The following is a 19425-nucleotide window of genomic DNA, read 5'->3' as shown; positions in this document are numbered from 1 at the left end:
GCGCCTTACCCGGAAGCCGCAGGGTCACCGTGGAGTCACCCGGCGTTCCCGGCTGCCCTGTTCGGCTCCGGCCGTCCTGCTCGCCGGTCCGCCCTAGCCGTCCCGTTCGGCCTTGAAGGCCAGGAACTCCCGTTCCAGCTCGTCGTTGTCGTCGTGCCACCTGCGGCGTCGTTCTGCCATCTCCTCCTCCGTGAGCGACTCGGGCAGCCAGCGGTCGTACTCCGGGTCCCCCGGGGAGATCTCCACGTACGCGTTGCCGATCAGACGCCCGTCATCGCTGGACAGGCTCTGCGGCACGCGCAGGGTCCCGTCAGCGAGCCGGATGACGTACATCCCAGATCACCTAGATTCCGTAGCGCCGATTGAAGAACAGCATGACATCGAGTGCCGTCCGGGTGTCCCCGCCCAGCATGTCCACGAGGGCGGGACGCTGACGGGAGGCGATGGCGGCGAAGGCGTCGGCGAAGAACTCCCTGCGGCCCAGAGTCCCCGGCTGCAGGTGGAAGGACGAGGCCAGGACGGGAGCGCAGCGCTCGTAGAGGGCGACGAACTCCGGGGAGTCCGAGACCCAGTCCTCGTGCGGTGCGTCCACGTCGTCCAGGGCGTGGCCGATCTCGTGCATCATCACGTCGGGAGTGGGTGAGGGCCGGTCTCCCACCACGACCTTGCGGTCGCCGTACGCTCCCGCGCAGATGTCCCAGGTCGCCCGGCCCGAGGGCAGCGGCGCACCGCGGAGGTAGCCCATGTCGTCCAGGTCGGGCACGCCGCCCTCGCCGACGTAGATCCCGTCGAGCCCCTGGGCCAGTCTGGCCTTCAGCCCGTCGGGCAGCCGGGCGAGACTCTCCACCGCCCGCACGACCTCCGGAGGCGGCGGCCCCTTCCGGACGTCCCACTGGCGGTGCAGGATGCGCTCCAGCATCCCGCAGTGCCGCAGGCCGTCGCCCAGGTCCGGGGTGTCGGGGGAATTGGGCTGGGCCCGGGGGCGCTCGTCGACGAGTTCGAAGTCGCGCCAGGTGTACTGGGGGCGGTCTCCCTGCGGAGCCGCCACGGCCCGCATCCGCCGCTCCGGATCACGCGGGACCTCGCGCGGAGCCTCCCTGACGGCGCCGTCCGTCCGGTGCGCCGGCCCTCGCTGCCACCATCGCCGCCGGTGACGGCCCCTGTCGGTGGTCATCGCGTCTGATCACACGGCTGCGTCATCACGCCCCCTGGGAAAGCGGCACCGGGTTCCACCGTACGGGGTGGATCTCCACACGTCATCCCGAATGCCGGTCACGGACGCACCTGTTCCCGGAATGGCTTACAGTTCGGGCATGTCCGTGCTTCTCGGTCTGGCTCTGCTCGCTTTCTGGCTCTACTGCCTGTTCGACGTCATCACCACGCCGGACGAGGACACCAGGAACCTTCCCAAGATCCTTTGGGTGCTCATCGTGGTGCTGACGCCCCTTGTCGGCGGCCTGTTCTGGTTGCTGCTCGGCCGTCCCCTCGGTCCGCGCGCCCCACGCGCGGTCTTCCGTGACGGCACCGCCCCGAAACCGCGCCCCCAGGCCCCGAAGGGCCCGGACGACGACCCCGACTTCCTCAAGGACCTCGACCGCCGCCTGCGCGACGAGGACTGAACCTCCGGGCGGAACCCCGGCCGAAGCGCCGGCCCGGCTCCCTGCTGCGCGCCCGCCGACTCGCCGCGGGCTCAACGCCGGACCGCGCACACGTCCCGGTAGGCCAGGCCCGGGAGATGCGTCCGCCACTCGTCGGGGGTCAGTGTCCGTCCGGCCCGCGCGCAGACCGCCGCCGCCACCGGCTCGGGATCGACCGGATGCTCGATCCGGGTACCGTCACGGTCCAAGGTGACGAGCCGGGAGCCGTCCGCGGTGAAGGTCATGCCGACCAGCTCCCCGCTCCCCACGGCGAGCGCCCCGCCCAGCCGCCTGCCGGTGGCGATGTGCCACAGCCCCACCGTCCGGGGGCCGGACATCACCGCGATCACGTCTCCCGCGGGGGAGAAGGCGGCCGACGCCTCCACGTCCTCCTCGACGCGGACCCGGATCACCGGCCCCATCCGTCTCCTGCTCCCGGTCCCCCACACCGAGACGCGCCCCACGGAGTCGATGACGGCGAAGCGTGAACCCGTCCGGTCGAAGGTGAGCGAGCTGCTGCGCATGCTGACCGGCGGGCCGTACGGCGCGCCGGTCGAGGTGTCCAGCAGCCTCCGGTCGCCGAAGGTGACCGCCAGGGCCCGGCCGTCCGGGGTGAACACCATCTCGTCGGAATCCTGCTCGCGCCGGACCCAGCGCTGCCGGCCGCCGGGCACCTCCCACAGCCGGACCTCGCCGCGCATCGGCTCGTCGATGAATCCGCTGATCTGGGCGGCCACCATGGTTCCGGTGACGTCCACCGCCAGCGCCCCCACGGCGAGTTCCTCCCCCGCGGACAGGACGGCGAGCCGCCGGAAGGTCGCGGTGTCCCAGACGGTGATCTCGCCCGTCGTCCCCGCGCTGACCACCAGGCGCCTGCCGTCGCCGCTGAAGACCATCGTGGCGAACTCGTCCGTCGTTCCCTTCCCCAGCTCCAGGGTGGCGACAGGGGTGCGCTCGTGCGCGTCCAGGAGCTGGACCCGGCTCTCGCCGTACTCCTTGACGGCGGCCAGGCGCCAGTCGGGGCTCAGCACCGCCTCTCCGGGCAGTGCCCGCCCCCGGGTGGCGGCACCGGTCACAGAAGAGAGGTCCAAGGCCGTGACGCCGTCCTCGACGAGATAGCGCAGCGTGTGCCCGTCCGGGTCGAATGCCGTCGAAGGCCGTTCCTCCGTACCGGTCCTGTGCGTCAGCAGCAGCCGCCGGTCCTCCAGCCGCCAGATCCTGATGTCGCCGGCCGAGTCCACCGCCGTCAGGAACCGTCCGTCGGCGCTGAACCGCAGGGGCCCGCCGTCCCCCCGGCCGGAGAGGTGAGCCGTCATCGCCCCGGTGGCCGTGTCGTACAGCTCCACCCGCTTGGCCTTGCCGAGCGCGACGGTCCGGCCGTCCGGGCTGTAGGCGACCGGCGAGGAGCACTGGCAGTCGGCGCCCAGCGGGGTGGCTCGCAGCGTGCCGAGGTCGACGATCGCCGGCCGGCTCTGGAAGCCGCCCGTGACGAGGTGGCGCCCGTCGGAAGAGATGTCGGCGTATGTCCCGAGGACGGACGCCGACGTCTCCCGCGCCTCACCGGTCCCGGTGTGCAGGACGCCCGACAGCCCCTGCCCGCCGTAGACGGCGACCCAGTCCTCGGAGTGGCCGAAGGAGACGCCGAGGTCGAGGTCCGCCTGGCCGGGATAGACGCGTGCGGGACCGTGCGGCCTGCCGGTCGCCACGTCCCAGCTCCGGATCTCCTCCCTGCCCACCGTGACCAGAAGCCTGCCGCCCGGGCCGAGCACGATCTGACGCAGGTCGTCGTCCACGCCGGAGAAGCTCGTGATCTGCCGGCCGGACCGCACGTCCCAGAGGCGGACCCGGCCCTCGCTCGCGCTGGCGAGGATGCGCCCGTCGCGGCTGAGCGCCCGCACCGTCCGCACCGAGGTGGACGGGTCCCGGAACGCGGCGATCTCCCTCCGGGAGAGCGAGCCGGTCAGCGCCGCCCGGGCCTCGACCACATCCGGGTCCAGCCGCCAGGCGGCCACGCTCAGCAGCATCGCCCGCACCGGGTCCGACACCCGCAGCGACTCGGCCGTGGCCGCCAGCTGGCGGGCCTGGGCCTCATCGCGCTGGGCGGCGATGGTGACGGCGCGCTCGTCGGCCATCCTGCTCTGCCGTACGGCGATCGCCCCCGCGACCAGGGCGGTCACCAGCAGCACGGCCAGCGCCGAGGCGACCAGGCGGCTGCGGCGGGCCCGGCGCCGGGTCAGGGCGACCCCGGCCTCCAGGAAGTCCCGCTCGACCGCGCTGAGCGTGATGTTGCGGCGGCCGGTGGCCGCCCAGCTCATGGCGCTCTCCAGGGTGCCGCCCTGGAACAGGTCGCCGACCTGGCGGCCCTGGGCGTGCCAGCGCCACGCGGCGGCGAGGATGTCCCGGTGCGCCGCCAGGCCGTCCCAGTTGGCCCGCACCCACTGCCGCAGCCGGGGCCAGGCGAGCGGGAGCGCCGGTCGCGACAGCCACAGCTCCTCCTCGTCGTGGGCGATCAGGTAGGCGAAGGTCTCCACCAGCCGCCGGATCCCGGCCGCCTCGTGCTCCGGACGCCCGTCCAGCAGCTCGGCCCAGCGCGCCCGCCGTGGGATCTGCTGACCGTCCTGGGTGACCGTCACCAGCCGCAGGAAAAGCTCGGGAGCCAGCTCGCGCTCGGCCGGGCCGAGGGCGGCGTAGGAATCCTCGGCGAGGACCCCCAGCCCGGGATCGGCGGAGTCCGCACGGACCAGGGCGCCGGCGTCGCTGCCCGCCATGAGCAACCGGGAGGTGTCGAGCCTGCCGTCCTGACTGGTCAGCGCGAGCAGCAGGTCTCTGGCGGTCGGCCGGGTCTGGGGATCCTTGGCGAGCGCGGCGGCGACCAGCGGGCGCAGCATCTCGGGCAGCGCGTCCAGCCTCGGCTGGACCGACAGCACCCGGTGCATCACGGCGCCCAGCGTCTCCGCCTGGAACGGGTCCGCCCCCGTCGCGGCGAACAGCACGATCCCGCCCCAGGCGAACACGTCGGCCGCGGTCCCCGCCCGCTCTCCCGTGAACACCTCGGGAGCCATGTAGGTCGGCGTGCCCGACACCACCCCGGTCGCGGTCAGCGACATGTCCGCCGTCCGGGCCACCCCGAAGTCGATCACCCGTGGACCGTCCGGGCCCAGCAGCACGTTGTCCGGCTTCAGGTCACGGTGGATCACCTCCGCGTCGTGGATCGCCGTCAGCGCCGTGGCTATCGCCGTCGCCAGCCGGTGCAGATCGCCCCCGCCGAACAGGCGCCCCTCGTTCACGGCCCTGCGCAGGCTGGGGCCCTCCACGTACTCGGAGACGATGTACGGCCGCGCCCCGTCCAGATCGGCGTCGATCACACCCGCCGTGCAGAACGAGGCGACCTTCCGCGCGGCCGCCGCCTCGCGGCCGAAGCGGTGCCGCAGCTCGGCGTCGGTCCCCGCGTCACCGTGCAGTACCTTGATCGCCACGCGCCGTCCCCCGGCGTCGTAGGCCTCGTACACCACTCCCTGGCCGCCGGCGCCCAGCCGGCCGGCCAGCCAGTAACCGCCCAGCCGCTGCGGATCCCCGTCGATCAGACCACCGCTCATCGCACGCTCCGTTCCCACGCTCTTCGATGAGCCGGCGAGCCGTATGGTTCGCCCGGAACCGGGATTTTCGAAGACGTCCGCGGACGGCCGGCGGAACGGGGTCCGTCCGGCTCGCGCGTGCGGGGCGGATCCGCAGCCTGGTGATCCGAACCTCGGACAGGCCCTAGTCGGGGAGTTCGGCGTAGGAGTGCAGGCCCTCGAAGAAGATGTTCACGCCGATGAGGTTGAACAGCAGGCTGGCGAAGGCGACGAGCTGCACGGCCGTGGCGGCCTTGCCCTTCCAGCCGGCGGTGGCGCGGGCGTGCAGGTAACCGGCGTAGACGATCCAGGTGATGAACGCCCAGATCTCCTTGGGGTCCCAGCCCCAGTAGCGGCCCCACGCCTTGTCCGCCCAGAGCGCACCGGCGATCACGGCGAAGGTCCAGATCGGGAAACCGATCACGATGGCCCGGTGCGCGACCCGCTCCAGCTCCTGCCGGGTCGGCAGGTGGTCGGCGGCGTCGTGCCTGATGAGGAAGATGACCCCGCAGGCCCCCGCGACGATGAACAGGCCGCTGGCGATGATGGCCGCCGAGACGTGGATCGCGATCCAGTAGGAGTTCAGCGCGACCATGGCGGGCCCCGCCTCCACGTGCAGGGAGTGCACGGCGTAGCCGAGCCCGAGCCCCGCGGCGGCCGAGACGGAGGCGCCCAGGAACCGCACCGGGTAGCGCAGCTGCATCAGCAGGAACGCGCCCATGGCCGCCAGGCACATCGCCACCACGAACTCGTACATGTTGCCCCAGGGCCACCGGCCCGTCGCCAGCCCCCGGGTGAGGACGGAGCCGAGGTGCACGGCGAAGCCGATCCAGGCCAGGACGGTCGCGACCGCTCCGGCCCGCATCACCCAGGAGGGCGGGGCCTTCTCCGCTCCGCTCCCCGCGCCGCCGCTCCGGCCCGCCTCCGCGGGGGCGGCGGCCGTACCCGTCCCGGCGGATGCGGCGGCCGCACCGGCCGCGACGAGCGCGGGCTCGGCCGCCTGCGCCTCCGAGCGCTCCTCCGTCTTCGCCGGGGAGGCGGACCGGGCCCGGCCGAAGGCGAGGTCCAGCGCGTAACCGATCATCGCGATGGCGTAGAGAACCACCGTCGCCAGGATGAGCTGGTCGCTCAGCGCGGCGAGACCGGGATCGACCTCAGCGGGCATCCTTCACTCCAGGGTTCGAGCCGTGATTCAGGGCGGCGACGATCCCGGCGAACTCCTCGCCGAAGTCACCGCCTTCGGTGCGGGTGAGCCCGCCCGCCTCCGCTCCGCCGTCCCCGACCCGCACCCAGACCCGGCGGCGGCGGATGGTCAGGGAGAACACCACGGCGACGGTGGCCAGGCCGGCGGCGATCAGCGCGGGCAGGCGCCCGGGGTCGTGGGTGATCTGGAGGGCGATCCACTCCTTGACGCCGGTGAACTCGATCGAGCCCGCCCCGCCCGGCAGGTCGAGCTTCTCGCCCACGGCCAGCGGGTCGGCCTTCATGGTCAGCGGCTTCATCTTCTTCAGGATCTCGGCCGGGATCTCGTAGACCGACTGCGGGACGCCGTTGCGCATGCCGAGGTCGCCGGCGAACGCGCCGTACACCTGCACGGTCGGGTTGGCGGTGCCGGGGAAGATCGAGGTCCATTCCCCGCCCGCGGTCGGCACGGTGGTGGGCAGGAAGGCGGCCAGGATGCCGAGCTGCTCCGGCCGGGCGTCCGGGATCTTGATGACGCACTCGGAGGCGAAGGTGGCCGGCTGGACGACCAGGCACGGCACCGCTCCCTCCAGGACGACCTGCCCGCTGCCGTCGGTGATCCGGAAGGTGGGGGCGTACCCGTGGTCGATCAGGTAGGTCAAGGTGCCGTTCACGTCGAGCGGCTCGTTGACCTTGAGTTCGTACTTCCGCTCGGGGGCCCCCGGGCTGTCGGTCACCGCGAGCGTCGCCGCGTAGTCGAGCGCCTGGCCCCGCTTCTCGCCCTTGGCGATGTAGGTGGCCTGGAAGTCCTCGAGCGTGAACGAGAACGGCTCCAGCGACTCGGCGTTCACCTGCTGGCCGGGTGTGTACCGGTCGTAGGTGGCGACGGTGTTGGCGAAGCCGTCGCCCTCCACGACGAGCACGTTGCCGCGGTAGCCGTACAGCGCGCCGATCCCGACCGCGACCAGCAGCCCGACCAGCGCGACGTGGAACAGCAGGTTGCCGGTCTCCTTCAGGTATCCCTTCTCCGCGGCCACCCAGCCGGGTCCGGTGACGACCCGGAAGCGGAGCCTGCGCAGCCGCCCGGCCGCCTCCTCGACGGTCAGGTCCGCGTCGAGTACGGCGTGCTGGGGCAGGCGGGAGAGGTTGCGCGGCGCTGCGGGCGGCTTCCTGCGCATCTCGCGCAGGTGGGCCGTGGTGCGCGGGAGCACGCAGCCGATCAGCGAGACGAACAGCAGCAGGTAGATCGCCGCGAACCAGGGCGCCTTGAAGACGTCGAACAGCCAGAACCGGTCCAGCCACTCGGCGAGCTCGGGGCTGTCGGAGTAGTACTGCGCGACCTTGCCGTCGGAGACGCCGCGCTGCGGCCAGATCGAACCCGGGATCGAGGCGAGGGCGAACAGGAAGAGCAGGATCAGCGCGGTACGCATCGAGGTGAGCGTGCGCCAGAACCAGCGCGCCCAGCCCACGGCGCCCAGCTTCACGGGCCGGACCTCGTCCGGCCTGGTCTCGGTATCGGTAGCAGTCATCAGATCACCGGCTGGAATCCGCCGATCCACCCCTGCATCGTCGCGACGAGCTCCGTCCAGAGACCGGTGACGAGCAGCAGGCCGACGGCGACCAGCATGGCCCCGCCCACCCGGGTGATCAGCTGTGAGTGGCGGCGGACCGCCTTGAACGCGTGCAGCGCCCTGCGGTAGGCCAGCCCCGCGGCCACGAACGGCAGGCCGAGCCCGAGCGCGTAACCGAAGGCGAGGAGCGCGCCGCGCCCGGCGCTGCCCTCGGTCACACCGAGGGTGAGCACGACCCCGAGGGTGGGGCCGATGCAGGGGGTCCAGCCGAGGCCGAACACCACGCCCAGCAGCGGCGCCCCGGCGAGCCCGGCGGCCGGGAGCCGGTGGACGCGGACGTCCCGCTGGAGGCCCGGGACGAATCCCATGAAGGCGAGCCCCAGCACGATCGTGAGCGCCCCGAGCACCCGGGTGATGCCGTCGATGTTGCCGAACAGCACCGCGCCCAGTCCTCCGAGAAGCGCCCCCTGGGCCACGAACACGGCGGCGAAGCCGAGGACGAACAGCACCATGCCCAGGGTCATCCGGCCCCGGCGGGGGTCGGTGCTCATCCCGGTGACGTAGGACAGGTATCCGGGGACCAGCGGCAGCACGCACGGCGACAGGAACGACACCAGCCCGGCGGCGAGTGCGATCGGCAGCGCGAGGGCGAGCGAGCCGCTCGCCACCGTGCCCACCAGGTCGGCGCTCATCGCGGCGGCTCCGCTCGGCGGCGTCGGAACGGCTCCGGCCTACTTCTCATCGCTGATCCTGGTGACCGCGTCGAGCAGGTCGGTGTATCTGACCGCGCCGAGGGCACGCGCGGCGATGCGGCCCTGGCGGTCGATGATCAGGGTCGAGGGGATGGCCGCCGGGGGGACCGTGCCCTGGAAGGCCAGTGCGACCTTGCCCGGCTGGTCGAAGATGCTGGGATAGCCGGGCTTCTGGTTCTTCTCGAAGGCGAGCGCCCTGGCCTTGTCGTCCTTGAAGTCGACGCCGAGGAACTCCACGCCGTCCGCCTTGGTCCTGGCGGCGACGTCCGCCAGGACGGGGGCCTCGGCCCGGCAGGGCGCGCACCAGGAGGCCCAGAAGTTGATCACGACGACCTTGCCCTTGTGCGCGGCGAGCGAGGCGGTGCCCTCGGTGAGGGTCGGCCCCTCCACCGCGGGGGCGGCCTTGCGGTCGGCGGCGGCGAACACGGTGATCTTCCCGTCCCCCGCCACGAAGCGGGTGTCCCCCGCCTGAGGCTGCGACGCCTGGCTCCCGGCGCACCCGGCCGTGGCGGCGGCGACGACGAGCAGCGCGGCGGCGGCGAACGGTTTGGCGCGCATCGGTGGAAGGATCTCCCTGTACTACAGCCGGTAGAGCAGTCACTCTACCGGCGGGGTCACGCGCCCGGCACAGTGGGGCGCTTGACGAGCGCGGCCGCCGGCTCGCCGTACCCCACGCTGGCCAGGCGGTCTCCTTCGAAGGTGAAGCTGGTCAGACTGGCGAGCCCGCACTGCCTGCGGCGCGGGTCGTGCACCAGGCGCCGGCCCTCCGCGGCGAGCCGGATGATCCAGATGGGGAGCTGGTGACTGACCAGCACCGCCTCGTGGCCGCGCGCCGCGGCGCGGGCGGCGAGGACCGCCCCGCGCATCCGCGCGACCACCTCGGCGTACGGCTCGCCCCAGGAGGGGCGGAGCGGGTTCCACAGGTGACGGTAGTGGCGCGGGTTGCGGAACACCCCGTCGCCGTTGCCCACGCAGACGCCCTCGAAGACGTTGGCGGCCTCGATGAGCCGCTCGTCGAGGCCGACCTCCAGGCCGAAGGCCGCGGCGAGCGGGGCCGCGGTCTCCTGGGCCCGCTCCAGCGGGGAGGAGAAGAGGGCGACGACGTCGCGTCCGGCGATCGACTTGGCGACGGTCTCCGCCATCAGCCTGCCGTTCTCCGACAAGTGGTAGTCCGGCAGCCTGCCGTACAGAACGTTGGCGGGGTTGTGCACCTCGCCGTGGCGCAGGAGATGAACGACAGTGGTCTCAGCCATGGTGCCGACAGCCTACCCATTGGTAGGGAGCACCGACACGGAGACCGGCCCGCCCGCGCGGTCCGGGGCCGGCTGGGGCTGGAAACCGGCCGAGACCGCCTTGAGCGCGTCGACGGCGGCGCGGATCGCCGGGCGGCGGGCCGCGTCGCTCCGCCAGACCGCATAGATCCTGCGGATCGGGCGGGGCCGGACCGCGACGGCCCGCACTCCCTCGGGGAAGACACCCCGCCCGAGGCGGGGGACGATCGCGCATCCCTGTCCGGCGGCGACGAGGGCGAGCTGGGTCGGATATTCGTCGGCCATGCAGGTGATCTCCGGCTCCAGTTCGGCCGCGCGGAGCGTGTAGACCAGCCAGTCGTGGCAGACCGTGCCGGGCGAGCCGCTGATCCAGCGGTCCCCGTACAGCTCGTGCAGCTCGATCTCGGCGCGGTCGGCCAGGGGGTGGCCCGCGGGCAGGATCACGTCGGCCACGTCGTCGAAGAGCGTCGCGCGGGACAGGCCCTCGGGAACGGCCATCGGCCGGTTCACCCAGTCCTGGATCACCGCCAGGTCGAGCTCGCCCCGGGACACCTCGCGGAGCTGCCGCTCGGGCTCCCGCTCGTGGAGCCGGAGCCCCAGGTCGGGGTGGCGCTCCTGCAGCCGCATCAGGGCCTGCGGGAGCAGCCCCCGGGCGGCCGTGGGGAACGCGCCGATGCTCAACCGCCCCACCACCGCTCCGCGCAGCGCCTCGAAGTCCGCCTCGGCGGTCTCGACCAGGGCGAGGATGCGCTCGGCGTGGTCGGCCAGCAGTCCTGCCGCGTCGGTCAGCCGCACCCCGCGCCCGTTGCGCTCCAGCAGGGTCGCGCCGGTCTCCCGCTCCAGCTTGGCGAGCTGCTGCGAGACCGCGGAGGGGGTCACCATGAGCGCGTCGGCCGCCGCGCCCACCGATCCGTAGACGGCCACGGCATGCAGGGCCTTCAGCCGGTTGAGATCCAACATGTAAGCGATCCTAAACGGTGGGACGAAGGAATTCTTGCTTGTGCTGAACTATCCAGAAAAATCATGCTGAGAGGATGCAGACCCGCCACCTCGCGCTCGCCATCGGCCTCGCCGCCGTCTGGGGATTCAACTTCGTCGTCATGGAGGCCGGCCTCAGGCACTTCCCGCCGCTGCTCTACGTCGCGCTCCGGTTCGGCCTGGCGGCCTTCCCCGCCCTGCTGTTCACCGGCGGGCCCGGGGTGCCCTGGCGCAGGGTCCTCGCCGCCGGGGCCACGCTCGGCGTGGCCCAGTACGGCCTGCTGCTCCTGGGAATGCGCGCCGGCATGCCCGCCGGGCTCACCTCGCTCGTCGTCCAGGTCCAGGCCGTCTTCACGGTGGTGCTCGCGGCCGCCCTGCTGAAGGAGCGGATCACCGCCCGCAGGGTGACCGGGATGGCGGTGGCGTTCGCCGGGCTGGCGCTGGTCGCGGCCGACCTGGGCGGCGGCGGACCGGTCGGCGCATTCCTCCTGGTCGTCGGGGCGGCCTTCGCCTGGGGCGCCGGGAACATCGCGGTCAGGAAGGCCGCACCGCCCGACTCCTTCCGCTTCATGGTCTGGCTGAGCGCGGTCGCCGCGGTGCCCATGGCGGTGCTGTCCCTGCTGGTCGAGGGCGTGCCCCGGCTGGAGTTCTCCGTCGAGGGCAGCCTCTCGGTGCTCTACGTGGCGCTGGTCTCCACCCTCGGCGGTTTCGGCGTCTGGGGATTCCTGCTCAAGCGCTACGACGCCTCGGTGGTCGCCCCGTACAGCCTGCTCGTCCCGGTCTTCGGCATGTCCTCGGCCGCCCTGGCCACCGGCGAACCGGTCTCGGCGGCCAAGCTCGCCGCCGCCGTCCTGATCCTCTCCGGCGTGCTGTACGCCGGCACCCGCTCGCGCCGTACCGTTTCCCTTGGGAGCAGGCGGAGAGACAATGCGGAGAGGGCAACGGAAGCGGTCTGAATGAACACTCAGGGTGACGGAGACGATGCTACGGTGACCGACGTGAGCAGCGCGCTTGAATACTGGCCGGCCCCGCCCCCATGGGGATGGACCGCCGACGACCTGGACCGGCTCCCGCCGGAGGGACCGAACGGCGAGCCCGACTTCTTCAAGCACGTCGAGTTGATCGATGGAGCCCTCGTCTTCATATCCCCCCAGAAACGCTTCCACCAGCGCATGATCCGTGGTCTCACCGCGGCCCTCGGCGACCTGGCCCCCGAGCAGATGTCCGCCGTGGACCAGATGGACGTCAAACTCGGCCACCGTACGCGTCCCTGCCCCGACGTGCTGGTCGTCGACGCGGCGGCGGCCGACGACGACGAGCACACCTGCTACACCCCCGACGAGGTCCGCCTCGTCGTCGAGGTGGTCTCCCCCGAGTCGGAGGAGCGCGACCGCAAGACCAAGCCGGCCCGCTACGCCGAGGCCGGCATCGCCCATCTGTGGCGGGTCGAGAACAACGACGGCAAGCCCGTCGTCTACGTCTACGAGCTCGACCCGGCCACGTGCGCGTACGGCCTCACCGGCATCCACCACGGCCGGCTGACCGTCCCGGTCCCGTTCCCGATCGACATCGACCTGGACGCGCTGCCCCGCTAGGAGACCCGCGCCCCGACCGTCCGCCGCGAGCGACCGGCGGAACCGTCACCGGGCGGGGGCCGGGGTGATCTGGAACAGCGCGGCCTTCCACTCGCCGTCCCGGCGGACGAACGCGGTGGTGGCGAAGACCCTCATGGTCTGCTTCTCGGTGCCGTTCATCAGCACGTCGATCTCCACGGTGCTGGTGTGCACCGCACCGTCCTCGCCGAGCGCGACCACCCGGTGGTCGCTCTGCTCCGTCCGGGTGTAGGGATTCCGGTTCTCGGCGAAACCCCGCAGGATCGCCTCGCGGTCGTCCACCAGACCCCACTGCGAGACGCTCAGCGGAGCCTCGACGAGGAAGCGGGCGTAGAACTCGGCGTCGCCGTTCCGGTTGGCCTCCCACGCCTTCTCGCTCAGCTCGATCAGTGTGCTCTCCAGGCTCATGGCGTTCCCCTTCTCGCTGACACCGGTTTAACCGGTGTCAAGTGTTACACTGGGCACGTGGACATGGCAAGCGGCATGGAACTCACCGCCCTCGACGGACAGCGCTTCAGGTTCGACGCCGGGACCCTGAGCCTGGAGTTCCTCCTCACCGGGGGTGAGGGCGAGCTGGCGAGATGGGAGCAGCTCCACCGGCCCGAGGACCTCGCCGCCTGGATCCCCCGGTCCAGGCTCGGCGTCGGCGGCCCGGTCGAGGTCTCCGCAGAGGAGCTGGCCGCCGCCCGGCGGTTGCGGGCTGCCGTCCGGCGGCTCGCCGCCGGGGCGGCCGGGGGTTCGCGCTCCTTCGCGGCGGCCGACCTTGCCGCCCTGAACGAGGCCGCCGCCGCACCGCCGCCCGCTCCGGTCATCGAGCCCGATCTCACCCGCTCCTGGGCTCCGCCCGTGACCGGGGCGCAGTTCCTGTCCGCGGTCGCCCGCGACGCCATCGCACTGTTCGCAGGCCCCGCCCTGGACCGGGTGCGGATGTGCGAAGGCGACCGCTGCTATCTGCTGTTCCTCGACACCTCCCGCCCCGGGGCACGGCGCTGGTGCTCGATGGACCGCTGCGGGAACCGCCACAAGCTCCGCACCCGCCGCGACAGGAATCCGCCCGGCTGAGAGACCGGCCGGCCCCTCCCCACCGTCGCAGGACGGCACGCCGGCGATCACGCTCGGGAGCGGATCGGAAATCTCTCGCGGTGAATGCTAAGCAGGCCCGGCAGGCGGCCGATGAGAACGGTGCGCTGACCGGCCCCCGCCGGAACGGTCCGCGCATGGCTTGTCACCGGACCATGGAGGGTCTGCCATGCCAGCCGTCATTCGCGCGCTGAGTACGCTCACCGTGGCCGCCGCGGTGGTCACCGCCGGCCTCGTCGTCTGCTCCCCCGGCACCCCGGCCGCCCGTACGGCCGCCGCACCGGCCCCCGTCGCACCGACTCCCTCCGCTCGGACTCCGGACGCCCGTCCGGTGAGCGCGCCTCCCCCCGCCGGAACCCGTCCTCCGACGCCGGAGGACGGCCCGGTGAGCGCACCCGCCACCACGGCCGTCCCTCCCCGCGGCGGGCAGCCGGCACCGCCCGGACCTCGTCCCCGCCCCCGCCCCCGCGAGGACTGGAAGCCGCGGGACCGGGCCGGCCTGACCGGCCCGGTCTCCGAGGTCGTCGCCGACGCGCCGGAGCGCGGGCCGGTCCGCGTCGTCACCCTGACCTCCGACTCCGCCGGACGACCGAAGATCACCGTTACCACCGCCGAGGACCGCCGGCAGGCCACCGGAGCGGTGCTCGACGCCCGCACCGCGCCCGACGTGCTCGCCGTCACCGTCGACTCGAAAGTCTCCGTCGCGGACGAGCCCCGCCCGGTCACCGCCGCCGACCCCGCCGAGGGCACCGCCGCCGACCCGACCGAGGGCGCCGCCGGCACCGCCGCACCCGGACCGACGGCGGCGGCGGCCGCGACCGCCAACGACACGTTCCGCTACGTCCAGTGGCCGCTGGACCGGCTGTCCGCAGAGGCCGCGTGGACGTCGGCGACCGGCACGGGACAGACCGTGGCCGTCGTCGACACCGGTGTGGACGGCTCCCACCCGGACCTGACCGGGGCCGTCCTGCCCGGCGCCGACCTCGTGACGAGCGGCGGCGACGGGCGCACCGACCCGAACGGGCACGGCACCCATGTCGCCGGCACCATCGCCGCGAGAGCGGGCAACGGCCTGGGGGTCGCCGGTCTCGCGCCCGGTGCCAGGATCCTGCCGGTCCGGGTGCTCGACTCGGAGGGTAGCGGCTGGAACTCCGACGTCGCCCAGGGGATCGCCTACGCCGTGGACCACGGGGCGACCGTCGTCAACCTGTCGCTGGGCGGTCCCCAGGACGACCCCATGCTGAAGGCCGCGATCGACTACGCCCTCGGCAAGGACGTCGTCGTGGTCGCCGCCGCGGGCAACTCCGGGCGGGACTGCGCGACGCTCTCCAGCCCGATGCCCGGGGTGAACTGCGGCAACCCGACGGAGTACCCGGCCGCCTACCCCGATCTCATCACGGTCGCGGCCACCGACGAGACCGATGCCCGCGCGGTGTTCTCCGGGTACAAACCCTACGTCGACCTGGCCGCCCCTGGCGTGGACGTCGCGTCCACCTACCCCTCGGGCCGGTACGTCTACATGGACGGCACCTCGATGGCCACCCCGCACGTCGCCGCCGCCGCGGCGCTGATCCGCGCGAGGTTCCCGGCGATGGGGGTCTCCGAGGTGGCCGCCCGGCTCGTGGGCACCGCGCACGACCTCGGCGCGGCCGGCCGAGACGACTTCTTCGGCGCCGGCCTGATCCAGCCGCTCACCGCGGTCACCGCGGCCGACTCCGGCCAGCCGACCCCCACCCCCGATGCGCCGGAGGAGCCTGCTCCCCCGGCGGTCACCGACACCGAGCTGAGCGTGTCCGGCACCACTCTGGCCCCCGGACAGGCCGTGAAGATGACCGTGACCGTCCAGACCGCCTCCGGCGCCCCGGTCACCGGTCCCGCCCGGCTGTGCATCCGCAGGATCAGCGCCTCCGCCCACACCTGCGCGAACGTGGCCGTCCACGACGGCACCGCCGCCATCTCACTGCGCGTGAACGCCGGGATCCTCGCATACGCGCGGTTCACCGGTACCGCGATCGCGCAGGCCAGCACCAGCCCGACCGCAACGGTCCTGGTCCGGCCGAGGGTGACGGCGGCGGGCGGAAAGCAGCGGCTGGCCTTCAGGGTCGACTCGCCGCAGAAGCAGCGCGTGCGGGTGCAGCAGTACTCCCGCGGCGGGTGGCGCACCGTGAGAACGGTGACCGTCTCACACGGCGCGTACCACACCGTCGGCAGGCTGTCCCGCGGCACGTACCAGGTCGTGGTGCCCGCCACCGCCGACCTGCTCCCGGTGACGTCCGCGAAGATCAGCGTCCGGTGACCATCCGCGACGCCGGGAGAGAACGCCCCCGGCCCATGGGGCCGGGGACCGGGTCCGCCGAACCCGCTCAGAGCGCCTGGGCGGCGGCTTTGGCGGCGATGGGGAGGGCCTCGGCGATCCGTGACAGGGCCTCGTCGTCATGGGCGGCCGACAGGAACCACGCCTCGTAGGCCGACGGGGGCAGGTAGACGCCCTGCTCCAGCATGGCGTGGAAGAAGGCCCGGTAGGCGGCGGTGTTCTGGGTCTGCGCCGTGGCGAAGTCGGTGACCCGGTCCTCGGTGAAGAAGACCGAGAACAGGCTGCCCGCGCGCTGCAGGCGGTGCGGCACCCCGGCGGCGGCCAGCGCGTCGGCGGCGGCGCGGCCGATCACCAGGGCGGAGGCGTCCACCCGGTCGTAGACCTCGTCGTCGCAGGCGCGCAGCGTGGCCAGACCTGCGGCGCACGCCAGCGGATTGCCGGACAGAGTGCCCGCCTGGTAGACCGGGCCCTCGGGGGCGAGATGGGCCATCACGTCGGCCCTGCCGCCGAACGCCGCGGCGGGCAGGCCGCCGCCCATGACCTTGCCGAAGGTCATCAGGTCGGCGTCCACCGGGTCGAGGCCGTACCATCCTGACCTCGACACCCGGAAGCCGGTCAGCACCTCGTCGACGATCAGCAGCGCGCCGTGCGCGGTGCACAGCTCGCGAAGCTTGGCGTTGAACCCGTCCACCGGCGGGACGACGCCCATGTTGGCCGGGCACGCCTCGGTGATCACGCAGGCGATCTCGCCGCCGAACGCGGCGAACGCCTCGGCCACGGCCTCGACGGAGTTGTACGGCAGGACCACGGTGTCGGCGGCCGAGGCGCCGGTCACCCCGGGGGTGTCGGGCAGGCCGAAGGTGACCAGGCCGGATCCGGCCGAGGCGAGCAGGGCGTCCACATGGCCGTGGTAGCAGCCGGCGAACTTGACCACCTTGGAGCGGCCGGTGAAGCCGCGCGCCAGCCGTACCGCGGACATGGTGGCCTCGGTACCGGAGCTGACCAGCCGGACCTTCTCCACCGGGGCCATCCGCGCGACGATCTCCTCGGCGAGCTCGACCTCGCCGGGCGTGGCGGTGCCGAACGAGGTGCCCTGGGCGAGCGCCTCCTGCAGGGCCTCGACCACGTCCGGGTGCCGGTGCCCGAGGATCATCGGCCCCCATGAGCAGACCAGGTCGACGTAGCGGTTGCCGTCGACGTCGGTGATGTACGGCCCCTGGCCGGAGGCCATGAACCGGGGCGTGCCGCCGACGGCGCCGAAGGCGCGGACCGGGGAGTTGACACCTCCCGGGACGATCTCGCGGGCGCGGGCGAACAGGTCCTCGGAGTTCTCAGTACGGCTCACCGTCCCAGATTACGGGCCGGAGGGCCGGGTTCCCGTCACGGGTTCACAGTGACGGCGCGGCCGGCCCATGGAACGGGAGGACCGCCGGTAACGGGAGAGGAGAGCTCAACCTCGGCGAGGCGCTCGCAGGCGTCGGCCGGGTCACTCGCAGGCGTCGGCGAGAACGTCGAGGATGCGAAGCGGGTCGGGCAGCGGGCGGCCGTCCGGGGCGCGGAGCCAGGAGACCGGCTGGCCGGTCGGCAGGACGGAGGGCGGAGCGAGGACGTAGCTGTCTCGGCAGTGCCAGCGCAGGCCGGGCATGTCCTCGATGGCCGAGGGCCCGTAGTCGAGGGAGCAGGACCACCACTCGTCCTCGTCCTCGGAGGTGTTGCGGGTGGCCACATAGAACAGGACCCGGTCACCGTTTGCGGCGACCGGGCCCGAGGCCGCTCCGGCGGAGTCCATGGCCGCCAGGGCGGTGAGCCCGGCGGCCAGCGGTACGTCGAAGACGTCGAAGACGCGTCCCGTGGGAAGGACCACGTTCGCCTCGGGCTCGCTCTGCCACCAGTGGGTGAGCAGGGCGGGGTCGGTCGTGGCCTGCATCTGCCAGGCGCGCGAGAGCGGATGGTTGCCCGCGTCGGGACAGCCGACCCGGTCGCAGGAGCAGGCGCGCGGACCGTTCCTGAGCGGCCGCGCGCCCAGGCAGCTCGCCCAGCCCAGCGAGGCGTACTCCAGCACAGACGTGATCATCTGTTGTTTCGGATGAGCCCGTCGTCTGGTGCGACGAGCCAGCGGTACCCCCACCATTGCGTCCTCCGTCGTCCGCGTTCCCGCGTCATACCCGGATGCGGTGACATATCCGTCTTTTGGTTGACAAAGGGAGACACTCAGAGGTCTACGCCACCTAGGACACATCCGCACCGGTCTTCGCACTCTAACGCACGCTTCCCACCGACAGGTGGCAAACCCCCAGTTCTGGGCATGTGCGAAGCATCTCACCCCTCTCCCAGAGAGCGCCCGCAGCCCGCTCGGGGGCGCCAGCGTCGCCATGAACACAATCCCCGAGCCGGCCGTGCGCAGCACGCCCCATCAACACAGCCTGCGCGCCGCCTCGGTCGCCCAGTAGGTGAGGATCATGTCGGCGCCGGCGCGGCGGATCGCGACCAGCGACTCCATGATCGCCCTGTCCCGGTCGATCCAGCCGTTCGCCGCCGCGGCCTCGATCATGGCGTACTCTCCGCTGACCTGGTAGGCCGCCACCGGCACGTCCACCAGGTCGCGAACCTGGCGCAGGATGTCGAGGTAGAGCAGGGCGGGCTTGACCATCACCGCGTCGGCGCCCTCGGCCAGGTCGAGCCGGACCTCCCGCAGCGCCTCGCCGACCGGGCCGGCGGGGTCCTGCTGGTAGGCGCTGCGGTCACCGAACTGCGGCGCGCACTCGGCGGCGTCGCGGAACGGGCCGTAGAGCGCGGAGGCGTACTTCGCCGAATAGGCCAGGACCGGGACCTGCTCGAAGCCGTTGCCGTCCAGCGCCGCTCGGATGGCGGCGACCTGGCCGTCCATCATCCCGCTCGGCGCGATGACCTGCGAGCCCGCCCGTGCCTGGGCCACCGCGACGGCCGCGTAACGCTCCAGGGTGGCGTCGTTGTCGACCTCGCCCGCGGCCGTCAGGATTCCGCAGTGGCCGTGGTCGGTGAACTCGTCCAGGCAGGTGTCGGTCATCACGACCATCGTGTCGCCGACGTCGGAGACCAGGTCCGCCACCGCCTGCTGGACGATCCCTGCCGGGTCGTCGCCGGCCGAACCCCGCGCGTCCTTCACCGCGGGGATGCCGAACAGGATCAGCCCGCCGACCCCCGCCTCGGCCGCCTCGTGGGCGGCCTTGCGCAGCGAGTCACGGGTGTGCTGGAACACGCCGGGCATCGAGCCGATCGGGTTGGGCTCGCCGATGCCCTCCTTCACGAACATCGGCAGCACCAGCTCCGCCGGGTGCAACCGGGTTCCGGCCGCCATCCGGCGCATCGGCGCGGTACGGCGGAGCCTGCGGGGACGCGCAGCGGGGAACTGGGCGGTCATGACGGTCTCTCCC

General features: G+C 72.7%; 18 protein-coding genes. 5 read left to right on the top strand and 13 right to left on the bottom strand.

The window, feature by feature from the left end; all coding sequences use genetic code 11:
- Nucleotides 1–93 precede the first annotated feature (93 nt).
- Both HS041_RS06220 and HS041_RS06215 read right to left on the bottom strand, forming a co-directional pair.
- Complete coding sequence (locus HS041_RS06220; RefSeq protein WP_196439529.1) at nucleotides 94–333, bottom strand: hypothetical protein; 240 nt, start codon at nucleotides 331–333, stop codon at nucleotides 94–96.
- 10 nt (nucleotides 334–343) lie between these two features.
- On the bottom strand, nucleotides 344–1174 hold the full coding sequence (locus tag HS041_RS06215; RefSeq protein WP_196439528.1) for a hypothetical protein: 831 nt from the start codon (nucleotides 1172–1174) through the stop codon (nucleotides 344–346).
- 139 nt (nucleotides 1175–1313) lie between these two features.
- Here HS041_RS06215 and HS041_RS06210 point away from each other — a divergent pair, with 139 nt between their 5' ends.
- Entirely contained in the window at nucleotides 1314–1619 is a 306-nt protein-coding gene (locus HS041_RS06210) for a PLD nuclease N-terminal domain-containing protein (RefSeq protein WP_230878444.1), read from the top strand.
- Nucleotides 1620–1690: 71 nt separating this feature from the next.
- Here the strand turns inward: HS041_RS06210 and HS041_RS06205 are convergent, their stop codons facing one another.
- From HS041_RS06205 to HS041_RS06175, 7 genes are all read right to left on the bottom strand, one after another.
- A complete protein-coding gene (locus HS041_RS06205) occupies nucleotides 1691–5233 on the bottom strand; it encodes a serine/threonine-protein kinase (protein ID WP_196439526.1) in 3543 nt (1180 codons plus the stop codon).
- A gap of 163 nt (nucleotides 5234–5396) precedes the next feature.
- The gene (gene ccsA / locus HS041_RS06200) at nucleotides 5397–6416 is read right to left on the bottom strand and encodes a cytochrome c biogenesis protein CcsA (RefSeq protein WP_196439525.1); all 1020 of its coding nucleotides are present in this window, start codon (nucleotides 6414–6416) and stop codon (nucleotides 5397–5399) included.
- A complete protein-coding gene (gene resB, locus HS041_RS06195) occupies nucleotides 6406–7962 on the bottom strand; it encodes a cytochrome c biogenesis protein ResB (protein WP_196439524.1) in 1557 nt (518 codons plus the stop codon). Before resB ends, ccsA begins: the two co-directional genes overlap by 11 nt.
- Nucleotides 7962–8696: a cytochrome c biogenesis CcdA family protein gene (locus HS041_RS06190; protein ID WP_196439523.1), complete on the bottom strand. Its 735-nt coding sequence runs from the start codon at nucleotides 8694–8696 to the stop codon at nucleotides 7962–7964. Before HS041_RS06190 ends, resB begins: the two co-directional genes overlap by 1 nt.
- 39 nt (nucleotides 8697–8735) lie before the next feature.
- Nucleotides 8736–9314 carry a TlpA family protein disulfide reductase gene (locus HS041_RS06185; protein ID WP_196439522.1) on the bottom strand — a complete coding sequence of 193 codons (579 nt, stop codon included), beginning with the start codon at nucleotides 9312–9314 and terminating at the stop codon, nucleotides 8736–8738.
- Nucleotides 9315–9370: 56 nt separating this feature from the next.
- Complete coding sequence (locus HS041_RS06180; protein ID WP_196439521.1) at nucleotides 9371–10009, bottom strand: histidine phosphatase family protein; 639 nt, start codon at nucleotides 10007–10009, stop codon at nucleotides 9371–9373.
- Nucleotides 10010–10021: 12 nt separating this feature from the next.
- The gene (locus HS041_RS06175) at nucleotides 10022–10987 is read right to left on the bottom strand and encodes a LysR family transcriptional regulator (protein ID WP_196439520.1); all 966 of its coding nucleotides are present in this window, start codon (nucleotides 10985–10987) and stop codon (nucleotides 10022–10024) included.
- A 74-nt stretch (nucleotides 10988–11061) separates the two neighbouring features.
- On the opposite strand from HS041_RS06175, the gene HS041_RS06170 reads away from it, so the two are divergent.
- Together HS041_RS06170 and HS041_RS06165 are read left to right on the top strand one after the other, a co-directional pair.
- Entirely contained in the window at nucleotides 11062–11961 is a 900-nt protein-coding gene (locus HS041_RS06170) for an EamA family transporter (protein ID WP_196439519.1), read from the top strand.
- 42 nt (nucleotides 11962–12003) lie between these two features.
- A complete protein-coding gene (locus HS041_RS06165) occupies nucleotides 12004–12600 on the top strand; it encodes a Uma2 family endonuclease (RefSeq protein ID WP_307845189.1) in 597 nt (198 codons plus the stop codon).
- A gap of 45 nt (nucleotides 12601–12645) precedes the next feature.
- On the opposite strand, the gene HS041_RS06160 is transcribed toward HS041_RS06165, so the two are convergent.
- Complete coding sequence (locus tag HS041_RS06160) at nucleotides 12646–13026, bottom strand: nuclear transport factor 2 family protein (protein WP_196439517.1); 381 nt, start codon at nucleotides 13024–13026, stop codon at nucleotides 12646–12648.
- 63 nt (nucleotides 13027–13089) lie between these two features.
- Here HS041_RS06160 and HS041_RS06155 point away from each other — a divergent pair, with 63 nt between their 5' ends.
- Both HS041_RS06155 and mycP read left to right on the top strand, forming a co-directional pair.
- Nucleotides 13090–13680: a CGNR zinc finger domain-containing protein gene (locus HS041_RS06155; protein ID WP_230878793.1), complete on the top strand. Its 591-nt coding sequence runs from the start codon at nucleotides 13090–13092 to the stop codon at nucleotides 13678–13680.
- Between the two features lie 187 nt (nucleotides 13681–13867).
- Nucleotides 13868–15994 (top strand): type VII secretion-associated serine protease mycosin, encoded by a 2127-nt coding sequence (mycP, locus tag HS041_RS06150; RefSeq protein WP_196439516.1) that lies wholly within the window; start codon nucleotides 13868–13870, stop codon nucleotides 15992–15994.
- A 67-nt stretch (nucleotides 15995–16061) separates the two neighbouring features.
- Here the strand turns inward: mycP and hemL are convergent, their stop codons facing one another.
- The 3 genes from hemL to hemB all read right to left on the bottom strand — a co-directional run bounded on the left by hemL (nucleotide 16062) and on the right by hemB (nucleotide 19412).
- Nucleotides 16062–17357, bottom strand: a complete 1296-nt coding sequence (hemL, locus tag HS041_RS06145) for a glutamate-1-semialdehyde 2,1-aminomutase (RefSeq protein ID WP_196439515.1) — start codon at nucleotides 17355–17357, stop codon at nucleotides 16062–16064.
- A 141-nt stretch (nucleotides 17358–17498) separates the two neighbouring features.
- A complete protein-coding gene (locus tag HS041_RS06140) occupies nucleotides 17499–18143 on the bottom strand; it encodes a bifunctional DNA primase/polymerase (protein ID WP_196439514.1) in 645 nt (214 codons plus the stop codon).
- 282 nt (nucleotides 18144–18425) lie between these two features.
- The gene (gene hemB, locus HS041_RS06135; protein ID WP_196439513.1) at nucleotides 18426–19412 is read right to left on the bottom strand and encodes a porphobilinogen synthase; all 987 of its coding nucleotides are present in this window, start codon (nucleotides 19410–19412) and stop codon (nucleotides 18426–18428) included.
- Between the last annotated feature and the right edge of the window lie 13 nt (nucleotides 19413–19425).

This window comes from Planomonospora sp. ID67723, assembly GCF_015711605.1.
Lineage (GTDB): Bacteria > Actinomycetota > Actinomycetes > Streptosporangiales > Streptosporangiaceae > Planomonospora_A.
The sequence above is the reverse complement of the archived record's forward strand: the minus strand, read 5'-3'. Positions and strand labels throughout refer to the sequence as shown.

Bases quoted from the DNA above. Each gene is read 5' to 3' on its own strand.
- HS041_RS06220 (WP_196439529.1), bottom strand. From the start codon at position 333: ATGTACGTCATCCGGCTCGCTGACGGGACCCTGCGCGTGCCGCAGAGC.
- HS041_RS06215 (WP_196439528.1), bottom strand. From the start codon at position 1,174: ATGACCACCGACAGGGGCCGTCACCGGCGGCGATGGTGGCAGCGAGGG.
- HS041_RS06210 (WP_230878444.1), top strand. From the start codon at position 1,314: ATGTCCGTGCTTCTCGGTCTGGCTCTGCTCGCTTTCTGGCTCTACTGC.
- HS041_RS06205 (WP_196439526.1), bottom strand. From the start codon at position 5,233: ATGAGCGGTGGTCTGATCGACGGGGATCCGCAGCGGCTGGGCGGTTAC.
- ccsA (WP_196439525.1), bottom strand. From the start codon at position 6,416: ATGCCCGCTGAGGTCGATCCCGGTCTCGCCGCGCTGAGCGACCAGCTC.
- resB (WP_196439524.1), bottom strand. From the start codon at position 7,962: ATGACTGCTACCGATACCGAGACCAGGCCGGACGAGGTCCGGCCCGTG.
- HS041_RS06190 (WP_196439523.1), bottom strand. From the start codon at position 8,696: ATGAGCGCCGACCTGGTGGGCACGGTGGCGAGCGGCTCGCTCGCCCTC.
- HS041_RS06185 (WP_196439522.1), bottom strand. From the start codon at position 9,314: ATGCGCGCCAAACCGTTCGCCGCCGCCGCGCTGCTCGTCGTCGCCGCC.
- HS041_RS06180 (WP_196439521.1), bottom strand. From the start codon at position 10,009: ATGGCTGAGACCACTGTCGTTCATCTCCTGCGCCACGGCGAGGTGCAC.
- HS041_RS06175 (WP_196439520.1), bottom strand. From the start codon at position 10,987: ATGTTGGATCTCAACCGGCTGAAGGCCCTGCATGCCGTGGCCGTCTAC.
- HS041_RS06170 (WP_196439519.1), top strand. From the start codon at position 11,062: ATGCAGACCCGCCACCTCGCGCTCGCCATCGGCCTCGCCGCCGTCTGG.
- HS041_RS06160 (WP_196439517.1), bottom strand. From the start codon at position 13,026: ATGAGCCTGGAGAGCACACTGATCGAGCTGAGCGAGAAGGCGTGGGAG.
- HS041_RS06155 (WP_230878793.1), top strand. From the start codon at position 13,090: ATGGCAAGCGGCATGGAACTCACCGCCCTCGACGGACAGCGCTTCAGG.
- mycP (WP_196439516.1), top strand. From the start codon at position 13,868: ATGCCAGCCGTCATTCGCGCGCTGAGTACGCTCACCGTGGCCGCCGCG.
- HS041_RS06140 (WP_196439514.1), bottom strand. From the start codon at position 18,143: ATGGTGGGGGTACCGCTGGCTCGTCGCACCAGACGACGGGCTCATCCG.
- hemB (WP_196439513.1), bottom strand. From the start codon at position 19,412: ATGACCGCCCAGTTCCCCGCTGCGCGTCCCCGCAGGCTCCGCCGTACC.